The sequence below is a fragment of the Paenibacillus sp. FSL R7-0333 genome, from assembly GCF_038000365.1.
GTDB lineage: Bacteria > Bacillota > Bacilli > Paenibacillales > Paenibacillaceae > Paenibacillus_AQ > Paenibacillus_AQ silagei.
Window position 1 is genome coordinate 717,565 of the sequence record NZ_JBBOBZ010000001.1, and the last position, 13,919, is coordinate 731,483.

The 13,919-nt window shown below is 53.9% G+C and carries 16 protein-coding genes; 11 read left to right on the forward strand and 5 right to left on the reverse strand.

From position 1 onward, the window contains the following. Positions 1 to 73 precede the first annotated feature (73 nt). Entirely contained in the window at positions 74 to 991 is a 918-nt protein-coding gene (locus MKY86_RS03005; protein WP_076078896.1) for a DUF6612 family protein, read from the forward strand. Between the two features lie 102 nt (positions 992 to 1,093). Here MKY86_RS03005 and MKY86_RS03010 read toward each other — a convergent pair whose 3' ends face one another. From MKY86_RS03010 to MKY86_RS03025, 4 genes are all read right to left on the reverse strand, one after another. Beyond that, positions 1,094 to 1,831, reverse strand: a complete 738-nt coding sequence (locus MKY86_RS03010) for a hypothetical protein (protein WP_076078897.1) — start codon at positions 1,829 to 1,831, stop codon at positions 1,094 to 1,096. Between the two features lie 156 nt (positions 1,832 to 1,987). After that, a complete protein-coding gene (locus MKY86_RS03015) occupies positions 1,988 to 2,503 on the reverse strand; it encodes a hypothetical protein (protein WP_076078899.1) in 516 nt (171 codons plus the stop codon). A gap of 179 nt (positions 2,504 to 2,682) precedes the next feature. Next, a complete protein-coding gene (locus MKY86_RS03020) occupies positions 2,683 to 4,110 on the reverse strand; it encodes a HAMP domain-containing sensor histidine kinase (RefSeq protein WP_076078901.1) in 1,428 nt (475 codons plus the stop codon). Further along, on the reverse strand, positions 4,098 to 4,778 hold the full coding sequence (locus MKY86_RS03025; protein WP_076078903.1) for a response regulator transcription factor: 681 nt from the start codon (positions 4,776 to 4,778) through the stop codon (positions 4,098 to 4,100). The genes MKY86_RS03020 and MKY86_RS03025 overlap by 13 nt, the downstream gene beginning before the upstream one ends. A gap of 145 nt (positions 4,779 to 4,923) precedes the next feature. On the opposite strand from MKY86_RS03025, the gene MKY86_RS03030 reads away from it, so the two are divergent. The 5 genes from MKY86_RS03030 to MKY86_RS03050 all read left to right on the forward strand — a co-directional run bounded on the left by MKY86_RS03030 (position 4,924) and on the right by MKY86_RS03050 (position 9,192). After that, positions 4,924 to 5,637 carry a YceI family protein gene (locus tag MKY86_RS03030; protein WP_076078904.1) on the forward strand — a complete coding sequence of 238 codons (714 nt, stop codon included), beginning with the start codon at positions 4,924 to 4,926 and terminating at the stop codon, positions 5,635 to 5,637. A gap of 95 nt (positions 5,638 to 5,732) precedes the next feature. Continuing rightward, positions 5,733 to 6,113 (forward strand): hypothetical protein, encoded by a 381-nt coding sequence (locus tag MKY86_RS03035; protein WP_340826053.1) that lies wholly within the window; start codon positions 5,733 to 5,735, stop codon positions 6,111 to 6,113. Positions 6,114 to 6,329: 216 nt separating this feature from the next. Continuing rightward, positions 6,330 to 7,121, forward strand: a complete 792-nt coding sequence (locus tag MKY86_RS03040; protein ID WP_076078907.1) for a hypothetical protein — start codon at positions 6,330 to 6,332, stop codon at positions 7,119 to 7,121. Positions 7,122 to 7,232: 111 nt separating this feature from the next. Beyond that, positions 7,233 to 8,231: a Gfo/Idh/MocA family protein gene (locus tag MKY86_RS03045; protein ID WP_076078909.1), complete on the forward strand. Its 999-nt coding sequence runs from the start codon at positions 7,233 to 7,235 to the stop codon at positions 8,229 to 8,231. Between the two features lie 37 nt (positions 8,232 to 8,268). Then, complete coding sequence (locus MKY86_RS03050) at positions 8,269 to 9,192, forward strand: ADP-ribosylglycohydrolase family protein (protein ID WP_076078910.1); 924 nt, start codon at positions 8,269 to 8,271, stop codon at positions 9,190 to 9,192. A 720-nt stretch (positions 9,193 to 9,912) separates the two neighbouring features. Here MKY86_RS03050 and MKY86_RS03055 read toward each other — a convergent pair. Beyond that, positions 9,913 to 10,083 carry a hypothetical protein gene (locus MKY86_RS03055; RefSeq protein WP_340826056.1) on the reverse strand — a complete coding sequence of 57 codons (171 nt, stop codon included), beginning with the start codon at positions 10,081 to 10,083 and terminating at the stop codon, positions 9,913 to 9,915. Between the two features lie 144 nt (positions 10,084 to 10,227). Here MKY86_RS03055 and MKY86_RS03060 point away from each other — a divergent pair, with 144 nt between their 5' ends. The 5 genes from MKY86_RS03060 (at position 10,228) to MKY86_RS03080 (ending at position 13,858) form a co-directional block, all read left to right on the forward strand. Next, positions 10,228 to 10,404 carry a hypothetical protein gene (locus tag MKY86_RS03060; RefSeq protein WP_340826059.1) on the forward strand — a complete coding sequence of 59 codons (177 nt, stop codon included), beginning with the start codon at positions 10,228 to 10,230 and terminating at the stop codon, positions 10,402 to 10,404. A gap of 28 nt (positions 10,405 to 10,432) precedes the next feature. Beyond that, positions 10,433 to 11,185 (forward strand): WecB/TagA/CpsF family glycosyltransferase, encoded by a 753-nt coding sequence (locus tag MKY86_RS03065; protein WP_340826060.1) that lies wholly within the window; start codon positions 10,433 to 10,435, stop codon positions 11,183 to 11,185. 58 nt (positions 11,186 to 11,243) lie between these two features. Next, complete coding sequence (gene aroB, locus MKY86_RS03070; RefSeq protein WP_076078912.1) at positions 11,244 to 12,395, forward strand: 3-dehydroquinate synthase; 1,152 nt, start codon at positions 11,244 to 11,246, stop codon at positions 12,393 to 12,395. A gap of 184 nt (positions 12,396 to 12,579) precedes the next feature. After that, positions 12,580 to 12,954 carry a Na-translocating system protein MpsC family protein gene (locus MKY86_RS03075; RefSeq protein WP_340826062.1) on the forward strand — a complete coding sequence of 125 codons (375 nt, stop codon included), beginning with the start codon at positions 12,580 to 12,582 and terminating at the stop codon, positions 12,952 to 12,954. A 118-nt stretch (positions 12,955 to 13,072) separates the two neighbouring features. After that, entirely contained in the window at positions 13,073 to 13,858 is a 786-nt protein-coding gene (locus MKY86_RS03080) for an ABC transporter ATP-binding protein (RefSeq protein WP_036731326.1), read from the forward strand. The last annotated feature ends 61 nt before the right edge of the window (positions 13,859 to 13,919 follow it).

Below are 13,919 nucleotides of genomic sequence, written 5' to 3' on the forward strand. Positions count from 1 at the left end.
GGGGGCTCCTGTGGTTAAATACATCACAAGATTTAACAATACTACTTGCTAACATCACTAGGAGGAATCGAACTTGAAGAAATGGACTACGATATTTATGGGTGTTATGCTGACTGTTGCCTTGGCTGGCTGCGGCAATAATGAGGAGCTCAAACCATCGGAGGGCGCTGCAACAGCTGCACCTGCAGGAAGCGCGGCTCCGGAAGCCTCCGCATCGGCAGCGCCTGCTGAACAGACATCAGATGGCGTTCCAACGGTGGATGAATTGATTCAGAAGTCGGTTGCCGCATCGGGTGATCTGAAGAGCTTCGCGATGGAATCGCAGGTGAAGCAGAAGATCAATGTGAAGACGGCACAAGGGGACAATGCGCAAGATACCGATATGACCACGAAATCTGAGTTCATTAAGGAGCCGCTGATGATGCATCAGGAGGTGCAGATGAAGACGGCCCAGGGCGACCAGAAGATCGAGCAATATGTGACTAAGGACGGCTTCTATTCCCAGATGAACGGGCAATGGATGAAGATGCCTGCTACGATGGGTGAACAGGTCCTAGCTGCTATGCAGCAGTCCGCGAACCCTGAGAAGCAAATGGAGCAATTCAAGGCGCTTACCGAGAAGACAAAAATCACCGAGGAAGGCGATAGTTATCTGCTGTCTGCTGAGGTATCCGGCGATGACGTCAAGGAGCTGGCGAAGTCTTATATGAACCAGGGCGGCAGTGCCGATCCTCAGATGGCTGCTATGATGGAGCAGATGAACATCAAGAGCATGAACATCGCTTATGCTGTTGATAAGAAGACGTATTATCCAACCCGTACAGATGTAACCATGGTCATGGATATGACCAGCAATGACCAGACGATATCGATTGATATGGATATGAAGGCGACCATCAGCGAGCACAACAAGGTCGATGAGATCAAGATTCCGCAGGAAGCGCTGGACGCGAAGGAAGTTGAAATGCCAACAACCCCGACAACTCCGTAACAGGCTTACCCGCTGAATAGCAATGTAACATATGGAAACGGCGCTGCTGTCCTGATTAGGACGGCAGCGCCGTTTTTGACGTGAATTGTTTGGGGGGTGATTTTATAAATTAAACGAGTTGCTTAGCATACCAAAGGCTGCGCCGGCAATGACGGAGGTGATCAGCTTGTAGAAAATATACCCGGTCACAATGTTGGCGATGGCAATCGGGTATAAGGTGTCCATTCCCCGGCTGCCGGCGGTGTTCAGCGGATATTGAAACAAAGCCGTATTCATGCTGATGAAGACGAACAGGAAGGACAACGCCAGCAGTGTGGTCGAGAAGGAGTACAGGCTGACAACGAGCGTGAGAATCGCCAGCACCAGCAGCGCCACGGCCGGAACCAGCAGCGTGCCCATCCGGGTAATCAGCAATTTGAAATCGAAGCTGACCTTCTCCAGCCGGAGAACGGCATAAGTGGCTCCGCAAGCAACGGCAAGGCCTACCGCCGTCAATAACAGCGGCTTCAGGAAGCCGGGGCCGAAGATGGCTGAGACATCCCATTTGATGAACAGGGTGAGGAAATATAAGGCGGTTAACAACGCTGTAAGGCCCATGGTGATCAGGCTGTTCATGAAATGGGCCACAGGAATTTCCCTCATTGTACTGTACGGGCGGGTAAGGGCTCTCAGGTAAAAGCTCCAATACTGCTTGCCTACTGCCTGTGCCTGCTGTACACGTTCATCCTTGAGCAGATTATTGAACTGCTCGGTTACCTTGCGCTGGGGCTGCGGTTGCCCAGGTTGGTTGTTAGGCCCCTCAGGATTCGTGAAGGGTGTTCCGCCTTCCGGATTGTTCATTGTGATTCCTCCTTGTGAAATATATGGAAAATGCCATTGGCTATAGTATAAGGGCACTCACCGGGGAATTCTATAAATTTGCCGGAATATGCAGGAATTCATGCGAAAAAGCCCGTAAATCGTCGATAAACGTCGATTTACGGGCCGGGCCCCCTTCTATACCTGGGGTTCGTCCACCACCCGGGCAAACCCCTCTTCAGCGAGATATTCCTCCGCTTCAGCCGTCGTCTCGAAGGCCATCTCAAGCTGTAGTCCTGCATAGAGATACCACAGATCCTCCTCGAATCTCAGGCTCAGCGTATGCCCGTCCTCATTCTTCCACAGCGACTGCGCTTCAGCTCCGCCCGTCTGCGCTTTTTTCTTTCTTTTGGAAGGGGCAGGGGCCTCGGGAATGTACATCAAGAGAGAAGTGATCGACGCATCCAGCAGCTCGCGCAGCGCAGCCTCCGAATAATCGCGGATATTGACCAGTCCCTTATCATCCGTCTCATAGCCCCGCAGCAGTCCGGCATAGACGAAGCCGTTCCCGTTCGGGTGAATATGCGAAGCCACGGTCTTCTTATCGTGACGGCTCTGCTCCAGGTGATAATTCACCCGTCCCAGTGAGACCTTCCGCGCCTCCAGCTGGGGGTAGGAATCAAGAATAGCTATTTTCTGTTCAAAAGTAAGCATATACGCCTCCGGTTCACTTGAAATATAAAAATGTATAGGTTTCACGCTATACATTATCTTTCTATTTCTCGCTGAAACGGTACCGTCCTTTAAAAGGACGGCAATACCGTTTCCGCTTGTAGTCAGTTGATTATAGCATGCAGCGGGACAATGGACTACAGCGCCTCTCCATGGATTGTTTACTCTGCCAGCGGGAGCCGCAGCACGAAGGTGCAGCCCTGCGGCGGGTTGCTGCCCAGCTCCAGGCTGCCGCCCATGGCCTCGGCCAGCAGTCTGCTGAAGGTCAGGCCCAGCCCGAGTCCGCGAAGCAGGCTCTGCTTGCCCGAGCTGCGGTAGAAGGCTTCGAAGATCCGCTCCCGGCTGTCCGGATGGATGCCCGGTCCGTTATCCGTAACAGTGATTTCGGCCTGTCCCTGCGGCGTAGAAGTAAGTTCAAGCTTCAATTGAAGCTTGCGGTCCGGCGTCTTCGCCTGCAGGCTGTTGCCCAGCAGATTCACAATAATCTGTTGGATGCGCAGCGGGTCTCCCCGCAGCACAAGCGGAGTCTCCGGCAGCAGCAGGATGGGCTTACTGACCTCCTCGTTCTGGGTCAGCATCCATTGATAGAGGATTTCCTCCAGCAGCGGGGCCGCTTCGAGCTTATCATGACGGACGGCAACCATGCCCGCTGTCAGCGCATTGTAGTCCAGCAGATCGGCGACCATATGCTGCAGCCGCCCGGTCTCAAGCAGAGCAATATCGAGGAATTCATTGGCCTCCTCGCCTTCGACAACGCCCTCGCGGACCGCATGAAGCAGTCCTTTGATTGAGGTGACCGGTGTCTTGAGCTCATGGGACACGCCGGCCAGCATGATGGCCCGCGACTGCTCGAACTGCTGCAGCTTGCCCGCCATCTCCTGGAAGGAGACGAGGAGTTCGTGAATCTCTCGCTCTCTGACCCCGGTCTCAAGCGCGATATTATACTGGCCGCTGCTGATCTGCGCGGCGGCCGCAGCCACCCGCTGAACCGGCTTGGCCAGCTTGATCGACAAGAGATAGATCGTCAGCCAGCTTAGGATAATCAGGAAGACGATGATAATCGAGAAGAAGGTGATCTCCTCTGTCGGAATATGACGCAGGGAGCGCTTGGACTGCATAACCAGCACCTGCCCCAGCGTGCCCTGGTCCCCCTGGATCTGAGCGGCAGCGGCTTTGTATTCCGAGGTCCGCGAATCGGTCAGGGTATCATTGAGCTTATATCGCATCTCCTCGTCCGTCATCGGGGGCTGGGAGTATAGCAACTCGCCTTCGGGTCCGGTGATGATTACGCACATCTCCTCAGTTACCTTGAAGAAGCGTTTGCGGTCCTCCACCAGCCTATTCAGGTTCGGGGTAATCGCTAATTGACCGTCTGTATCCACGCTCCGGTCAGCGATCTCCTGCGCCAGCAGGCCGGTCGTCTGCATCCGGTTGCTCATCGCCTCCTGCTGCATCCACCAGAGGGTGAACAGCGCAGTCACCAGCAGCCCGATACTGATGATCAGCAGATACCGCAGTGTCCAGTAAGTGAGAATGGAGGTGGTCTTCTTCTTCCTGCTGTTCTTCTTACTCTTATTTATGTTGTCCATAATTGATAACCTGTTCCTCTCAGTGTGCGGATCTCGCCTTCATCCTCCGGCCAGTGCGAGAGCGCCTGGCGCAGTCTTTTGATGGAGAGATCAACGGCCCGGTCGCTTCCCTCGTAATCCATCTCCCATACATGCTCCAGCAGTTGGTCACGGGTGCAGATCTGATTCGGCCGCTCGGCCAGGAACAGCAGCACCGACATGTCGCGCGGGCTAAGGCTGACCTCTGCCCCGTTCAGGAAGATGCTGCGGGCCGAGAAGTCGATGAACAGGCTGCCGTAATGGCGCTTGCGGCTGCCGTCCGACCACTGCGAGGGGCGGCGCAGCACCGCCCGCACCCTTGCGACCACCTCCTCGGGAATGAAGGGCTTCGACATATAGTCATCCGCCCCGCCGTCCAGACCCGCCAGCCGGTCCTTGATCCCGTCGCGGGCGGTGAGCATGATGACCGGGCAGCTGCTCCGCTCACGGATGAGCTGCAGCAGCTCGAAGCCGTCCATCGCCGGCAGCATGATATCGAGCAGGACCAGCGAGGGAGGTGCCTCCTCGAAGGCGTCCAGGGCACTCCGGCCGTCTGCGGCCCGGGTGACGTGAAAGCCAGCTTTTCGCAGATAGGCACTAAGCACCCGCGCGATGGCTTCTTCATCCTCTACGATTAGTATCGATTGCATGAGCTTCAGTCCCTTAACTAAAATTACGACAATTCTAACACATTTGCAGGCTAGTATGCTTTGACTTATTCCCGACATATTGCTTTGGTAGAATGGGAGCCAGGCCAATAGAGCAGAGATAAGAATATGGAATGGAGGAGATCGTATGAAGAAGAGAACAGTCGCTATAACCGCAGCTATCGTCGTCATTGCAGGAGCCATCACCGCCTTCATCCTAGTGAACAACAGCCTTGGCAATAAGGTGGAGATTGAATCAGTGATTCCTGAGCAGGCGCAGAACAGCGGAGCCCAGAAGGAAGGAACAGCCAATGCGGCTGCTGCCGCTGCTGCTGTAACGCCGGAGCAGTTGAACGGAACCTGGAACATTGCAGAGCCGTCCAAGGTCTACTGGTCCGTAACCACATCCAAAGAAACGGTTAACTTCGTAGATCCTGCCGTGAAGGGCACCTGGAAGGTGAATCTGGAGGATGCCTCCGCGATGACCGGCGAAGGGTCGGTCGACATGAGCGCGCTTGATTCGGGAACCGCCCAGCGGGACGAGCATGTCAAGGGAGCAGACTTCCTGTCCGTTGCGGAATTTCCGGAGGCCACCTTCAAGGTGAAGTCCTTCTCGGAGCTGCCGAAGGAATGGACAGAGGGGACGGCGGTGCCGATACAACTGCAGGGGACGCTGACCGTGAAAGGCGTCGAGAAGGAAGTGACGTTCGACTCGCAGGCCGCATATAGCGGCGGAGAGCTTAAGCTGTCGGGTACGACTACCGTAACCTTCGAGGATTTCGGCCTCAGCAATCCGCATTCCATCGTGCTCAGTACCGAGAACAACCTTGAGGTGCGTCTGGAGCTAGTGCTTAAGAAATAACATAGGGTTGGGGATGACCCTCCCCGTCTGCTGCGGATTCACGGCTGGCGGGGAGGGTTTTTGCTGTAACTTGGGCTGTTGCGGCGGCGGGGGCTGTGGAGGATGTATGTGGAAAAGCGAACACATTGGGCTGGCGCGGGGTGTACGGCCGGAATGTAATCGAAAAACCGATTACATTGGGCTGGCGCGGGGCCTATGGCCGAAATGTAATCGAAAAACCGATTACATTGGGCCGGCGCAGGGCGAATGGCTGGAATGTAATCGAAAAACCGATTACATTGGGCTGGCGCAGGGCGTATGGCTGGAATGTAATCGAAAAACCGATTACATTGGGCTGGCGCAGGGCGTATGGCTGGAATGTAATCGAAAAACCGATTACATTGGGCTGGAGCGGGGTGTATGGCCGAAATGTAATCGAAAAACCGATTACATTGGGCTGGCGCGTGGTGCGTGCTCCACAGCCCGTGACTTTTTAGAGGAATCCTGCAAGATGTGCAACAATCTATCCATGTAAGCGGTCGGTGAGAGAAGACTCTCAGAACTGGCGAGGGGGAGGCTGAGCATCGACATGAAAGCATCTTTCACCCGGTAGGGTGTTTTTTGTGACGGTGCAAATTCCCGCCTCCAGGTTAAATATAAGAGATACATAATTATTCAATAGGACCATCAGGTAAGGAAGGGAGCTAAGATACATGGATCGTAAGGCCAAAACCATACTGCAAAAATCGTTCTGGAGCGCCAGCGGCTGGAAGGGGACATACGGGCCTTTTTCCGGTGAAGATTTCGACTATGCGAAGAGCAAGGGGGTCATGTTCGATCCCCTCACAATCACCCATGATGAGCTGGTGGAGAAGCTGCGGGTGCTGCACAGCAGAAGCGTGACCCGGGACAAGGTGGCGGCGGCTTTTCTGCACAGCCTGTCTACCCGCAAGGTTCGTCTGCGGAGTGCCTTGTCCAGCTGGGCTTTAACCTCGGAGCTGCCTGCACATGAATTCGCCCAGCCCCCCGCCGAGCAGCCAAGGTATAGCAGCTGTGCTGCTTGTGATGCCAGGCACCTGATGTCTGATCAGCAGTACAACGGTGTGGATCTGAATGTGCTCAATTTCGAGCGGGTCAAATGGGGCGGCATCCGCCTTAATAAGCTGCTGTATTGCTGGCTCGATCTGGAGCTGTTTAGCAGGGAAGAGGAGGTGGAGGCTGCTCCGCAGGATCTTCGTATTTTGCAGGATATGGCCGAAGCCGTGAAGCTATGCGGCAGCAAGGATGGTGCACGGAAGCTGGAGAAGCATTGGAAGGATATATTCCCCTCGAACCAGCATGAACGGGATGTGGTGATGGAGATCTGGGGATATGCTGGCATTCTGGTTCCGCAGGAGGAGCCGCGCCAGGGGCGGGGCGGAGACAATGACTTCAACGCTGTAGCCAACTGGCGCGGGGAGGACGGTTATTCGGAGGAGCGCCTGAATTTGTTGTTCGGGCTATAATACATATCTGTATGGAGCTGGAGGGTTCCGGCGGGATGCGGACATGTACACAACAGGGAGATTTTGATAGAATCAGAGGGACCTGAGCTTCATTACGAGGAGGATATTACTATGGCAGAAGATAACGCTTACACGATAAAATGGGGCATTCTCAGCACAGGCTGGATCGCCCATCAGTTCGCCACGGATCTGGCCCACGCCAGCAATGGGGTGGCCTATGCAGTCGGCTCGCGCTCGCAGGAGAGCGCGGATAAATTCGCAGCCGATCACGGCATTCCTGTCGCATATGCCACCTACGAAGAGCTGGTTAACGATCCTGATGTGGACGCCATCTATATCGGCACACCGCATCCGTTCCACCGGGAGAATGCGTTGCTGGCTTTGCGGGCGGGCAAGGCTGTGCTGTGCGAGAAGCCTTTTACCGTTAACAGTGCTGAACTGGAGGAAGTCGTGGCCTATGCCCGGGAGCATAAGCTGTTCCTCATGGAAGCGATGTGGAGCCGGTATATCCCGGCACATGTGAAGGTGAGGGAATGGCTGGCCGCCGGGCGCATCGGCGAGGTGAAGCTAGTGAAGGCGGACCTTGGGTTCCGTTCTGACTGGAACCCGGAAGGACGTCTGCTGAATCCTGTCCTTGGCGGCGGTGCGCTGCTGGATGTCGGCATCTATCCGGTCTCCTTCACCTCGATGGTTCTCGGACCTCATCCAGAGTCGATCGCCAGCACCGTTCATATCGGGGAGACCGGCGTGGATGAGCACTTCTCGCTGCTGCTGTCCTACGGGAATGGCGTATCTGCTTCACTCCATGCCGGCATCCGCCTGAATCTGGACGATGAAGCCTATATCTATGGAACGGAAGGCAGTATCGTGGTCAATGGCACCCTGGTTAATCCGAAATCGGCCGAGCTCTACGTGAACGGCGAATTGGCGGAGAGGTTCGAAGATGACCGCGCTTCAGTCGGGTACTGCTTCGAGGCGGAAGAGGTAGGCCGTTGTCTTCAGGCCGGACTTACCGAGAGCCCGGTGATGACGCTGGATGAATCCGTAGCCCTGATGAAGCTGCTGGATGAAGTCCGGGCGCAGTGGGGACTGAAGTATCCCGGCGAATAAGTGCGGGCAGGAAGCTTCCGAGAAAGGGGGAGACCAAGTGCCATTGACTGATGATCGTTATCAGGGCTGCCTGCAGGGGCTGGCCGCCGGGGATGCGCTGGGCACAACTGTAGAATTCCAGGCACCCGGAACCTTCAAGCCAATGACAGATATTGTCGGCGGCGGGGTATTCGCTCTGCAGCCGGGTCAGTGGACGGATGATACCTCGATGGCGCTCTGTGTTGCGGAGAGTCTGCTTGCCATGCAGGGCTTCGATCCGGCAGATCAAATGCAGCGTTATGTGAAATGGTACCGCGAAGGAGCGCTTAGCAGCACCGGCAGATGCTTCGATATCGGCAACGCAACGCGTGAAGCGCTGCACCGGTATGAAGCCAGAGGGGAGGCTTACAGCGGTTCAGAGGATCCGTTCTCTGCCGGGAACGGCTCAATTATGCGTCTGGCTCCGGTGGTGATGTACTATGCGGAGCAGCCCGCTGAGGCGATCCGCTATGCAGCAATGAGTTCAAGAACCACGCACGGGGCCGCCGAGTGTCTTGCTGCCTGCCGCCTGCTCGCGGCATATATTCTAGCCGGGCTGCACGGCTGGAGCAAGCAGGAGATGCTGGCGCCGGATGCCTTCCGCGAATGGCTGGATGAAGATACGCTGACGCCGCATATGCTGAATATCAAGCAAGGCTCCTACAAGCTGAAGGAGCCGCCGCAGATTCAAGGCTCGGGCTATGTCGTAGAGTCGCTGGAAGCGGCGCTATGGGCATTCCATAAGTCGGACAGCTTCGCAGAGGGCGCGCTGCTTGCTGTGAATCTCGGCAATGACGCCGACACCACTGGTGCCATCTACGGCCAGATCGCCGGAGCCTACTATGGCCTGAGCGGCATTCCGGCCGATTGGAGCGGCAAGCTGGCGTTGCGCGGGCTGATCAGCGATTACGCGGGGCGGCTGTTTACGGAGCGGGTGCGATAGACGGAGGTAGTTAAGCTGCACGTGGCAGGCGGGGCGCATGGGTTACAGGGCGCCCCACCTGCCACGTGCAGGATGATGCGGAGTTTCGCATGTGAACTATAGAAGTTGGTTCATTGCGCTAACGCTGTAATGTGTGGGTCTGTGTTTGAAGGAGACATTCAGAGATAAGTGTATTCTGTACAATTAAAAACCGTGAAATGGCAAACATTCCTCTCCTAACTGTAGTCTGTACAACTAAATTTGCCTGAGTGGGCGAGAACCCAGATATAGAGGGATTTTAGTTGTACGAACTACAGCTAAACGGCTATCCTACGGCACATCAGACGATTTAGTTGTACAGAATGCAATTAAGTTAACCGCTTGTACCTTAATGGGGGCCACAATGGATGATAGTAGGCAATTCTGCACCTGTCGCCGGCCCCTGGACTTGAATTGAAAGCAACTGATTGTATTTCCTGCAATAGAAAACTCATATTTGACCATGAAATGAGATTCTATTGTATTTCGTACAGTGGAATGTTGCGTATTGAGCGAAAAATGGCTTTTATTCAAAATTCAAATGTACCGAATGCAATAGAATCTATTTCGATGCCCTTTTTACAGCATTCCATTGTACAAAATACAGTTACTACTGTTTCAGCGCCTACAGCATACGTATGACTGCTGCGGGAATGAGGCGTTAGTTATCTTTTTCGGAACAGGGCCGTCCACAGAAAAGCTTCACCGACAGATTCTCACTCTGCTCCGTCTGGCATCCGGACAATCCCGGAAAAAAGGAATGGCCTTCTCCTTATCCGCATAGAATCCATCCCACCATGCCCCCTCGTCCCGGAAAAGAGCGTCCAGCATCCTCAGCGTGTCCTCATGGCTATAAATCGTTTCGTTCGACATTCTATAACAGCCTCCCTTCCTCTCATCAGCGGTAAACCCAATGTACACTATGAGACAATACAGACAGTAACCCTCCTAAATTATGTTATAATATTCCGGAAATATGTTCTGTGCGGTTGGTAGGAGGGAACGGAGATTCTGTGAGTGAAGGACTTCCAGCAATACCTATCAGAGGATCTGTCCTACGCGACAATGTACAAGGAGAATAACTGCTTTGTGAAGATGGAGAAGCGGGTCCGCCGGGTGCTGCTGGAGGAATTCCGCCTGCGCGGCGTAGATGAGCCTTGGCTGGTGGAGTGGTGGAAGTACTTCGAGGATTGAATGGTATTAGACAAATGGGAGAGGTGAGATGATGAAGGACAAGGTGTGTATTCTGGGAGTCCCCTTCTCCAAACTGACGCTGGAACAGACAACTTCGCTGCTGGACGAGCAGATCATGGACGGGCAGGTAGGGCTGTTTCATCTCATTACGGCGAATCCGGAGATTACTTTGGCGAGTCAGACGGACGAACAGCTGCGGAAGATTATCCATTCGGCAGACCTGATTGTCCCTGACGGGATCGGCATTGTGATGGCTGCGCGAAGACAAGGAAATCCTATCACGGAGCGGGTGACCGGCTACGACCTGCTGCTGAGTTTACTTGCGAAAGGAAATGAGCGGGGCTGGAGTTTTTATTTTCTGGGAACAGATGAGCCTACTAGCAGACTGGCGGTGGAGCAAATTAATCTGCGCTATCCGCAGGTGAAGATTGCCGGGAGGCATCACGGGTTCTTTGCGCCAGACGAAGAGTCAGGGATCATCGCCAGTATTCAGCAGTCCAAGCCGGATGTGCTCATTCTTGCCATGGGAGCGCCTTACTCGGATAAATGGCTGTATAAGCACAAGGACGAATTGCAGGGAATCAAGCTTGTTTTTGGCGTGGGCGGAAGTCTGGATGTGATCTCCGGGAAAGTAAGACCGGCACCGGCCATCTGGAAAAAAATGAATCTGGAGTGGGCGCACAGACTGTTGTTCTCCCCCGTCGCCAAAGGCCAGAAGTCACGCTGGCGCAGACAATCTGCGCTGCCGAAGTTCGTCTACCGGACGATGATCCGTAAATGAAATCTTAAAGTTGCATTCTCCTGCAAGCTACAGTCTATTGATGAAAGGGGCTCAACCCATGTCCAAGAGCTTTGAAGTCACACTCCAAAAAGTAGTCGATCACTCGTACTCTATTGAAATCGGTGAGCATCTGTTTGCCTCAGTAGTCCGAGATTTGAAGCAGGGGCTGATTACGGGAGTCAGCAAATATGCTATTATTACAGACTCTACGGTGGAGCCGTTATATGGCCGTCCTTTATTGGAGCTGCTGCGGCGCGAGGGATTCCAGGCGGATCTGTTCTCCTTTCCGGCGGGCGAGTGCTCGAAGACCCGGGAGACGAAGGCATTGCTGGAGGACCAAATGCTAAGCCAGGCCTACGGCAGGGATTGCTGCATCATTGCGGTAGGGGGCGGAGCGGTGACTGATCTGGCAGGGTTTCTGGCAGGGACCTTTGGCCGGGGAGTGCCTTCTCTGAATTATGCTACCACCTTGCTGGCAGCAGCAGATGCCTCCGTTGGCGGCAAAACAGGCGTGAACACCCCTGTCGCCACCAACCTGATCGGCGTCTTTCACCAGCCCCGTAAAGTATACATAGATTTGGCCGCTTGGCGCACACTTCCGTCCCGTGAATTCAGAAGCGGTCTGGCCGAGACCATCAAGCACGCTTGTATGAGTGATGAGGAGTTCTTCAGCTATCTGGAAGCGAACATGGACAGGATTATTACGGAAGAAGGGGAGCTGATCCTGGATGCCGGGGTATGCGAGCAACTTGCGCTGACGAATTGCCGGATCAAATATGAAGTGGTAGAGCAGGACGAGCATGAAAGTAATCTGCGGCAGATTCTGAATCTGGGGCATACGGCAGGCCGGGCGCTTGAGGCGCTCAGCGGTTACCGGCTGCTGCATGGCGAGGCCATTGCAGTGGGGCTGGTCATCCAGGCGAAGCTGGGTGTGGAATTTGGTTATATGACGGAAGAGCAGGCTAACCGTGTGGTGGCTTTGCTGAAGAAGGCAGGCCTGCCAACAGAGCTTCCAGAGTACATTTCAAACCGGGCACTAGTGGACAAGATGTATACAGACAAAAAAGTACGCAATGGCCGCATCCGCTTCGTCTTCCAGGACGGCATCGGGAGGATGAAGCGTTTTGCCGACGGTTCTTATTCTGTTCCGGTTGAAGAATCGGCAGTCATGGAGCTGCTAGAGGAGATTCGCGTGAACCCGGCGACTTGAATGTTATATATTCTATCATGATATATATTTTTCTTTTAATTATGTTATATTATCTTCCGTATTTTTATTGACAAGTCTTTATATTTATCTATAATGATGTATAAGCGGTGGGAACACAGGCGATATAGTTGCTTATAAGTCACATTTCATAACATAATCTATTGCAGCAAAGGTGTGATCGCTAATGATCGCTTCCGCCGGACAATGGAAACAGGATATTCTACGGATTTACAACGAAATCAACAAGAAGCTGTTCAACGCCGGCGTTAAGCAGCAGAAGGTCGACTTCGTGGGCAACAAGATTATTATTTTATCCATTAATAGCCGGGTGCCCGTACTTAAGGTGCTGGATACCCATGATCCCACGGCAAGCCGTCAGATGAACCTGGTACTGCATGAAGTATTCAAAGCCGAGATCAAGCAGGCATTTCTGGATGAATTTCAAGTCAATATTAAGGCCGTTCTTAAAGATTATGATGTGGAGACCGAGTATTCCGGTACGATCATAATTTTGGAGAAGGACCTTGAGCATTATCTGAACGCTACGCTGGAACTCTGATCTTTCGGAGAGCCGGCCTGCCGTCAGTTTTCGGACATTTCCCTGCGGGGCTGTGTCCAGAACTGGCGGCTTTTTGTTTATGGTCATTATTCTATTACTTTCTTAAGGGGCTGATTCTATGAAAACCAAAATTGAGATTGCCGGTGTCAGCAAGTGGTTCCGCCGTGACGGACAGGAGATTATGGCCATGCAGGAGACGAATCTCTCCATAGAACAAGGCAGATTTGTCAGCATTATCGGCCCCAGCGGCTGCGGCAAGTCCACGCTGTTCAATATTATCGCGGGCCTGATTCCGCCCTCCACCGGCCGTGTGCTTGCAGACGGAGAGGATATCGTAGGGAAGACCGGATATGTCGGGTATATGTTGCAAAAGGATATGCTGCTGCCCTGGAGGACGATACTGGACAACATTATTCTAGGCATGGAGATCCGCGGGGTGCCGCGCAAGGAAGCGGTAGCCCGGGCCAAGCCCTTGATGGACCGCTATGGACTGAAGGGCTTCGACGGACATTACCCGGCAGAGCTGTCCGGCGGGATGCGCCAGCGGGCAGCGCTGCTCCGTACACTGCTGTATGAGCGCGATATTATTTTGCTGGACGAGCCCTTTGGCGCACTGGATGCCCAGACCCGGCTGACCATGCAGAACTGGCTGCTGGAGCTCTGGGAAGATTTCCGCAAGACAGTGTTATTCGTCACCCATGATATTGATGAAGCCATCTATCTGTCTGACGACATCTATGTCTTCTCCGGGCGGCCGGGACGGATCATCTCCAAGATTTCTGTAGATATGCCGCGTCCGAGACACCAGGAGGATACGGTATCTGCTTCATTCATGGAGCTGAAAGCCCATTTGCTGAATCTGCTGTCAAGCGGGGACCAGGAGCCAGCCACCCGTATCTCTTAGAATTCATAAACTGTTGAAGGAGAGGACAACCATGGAGAGTGTACAAAAGAAAGGCTATGTC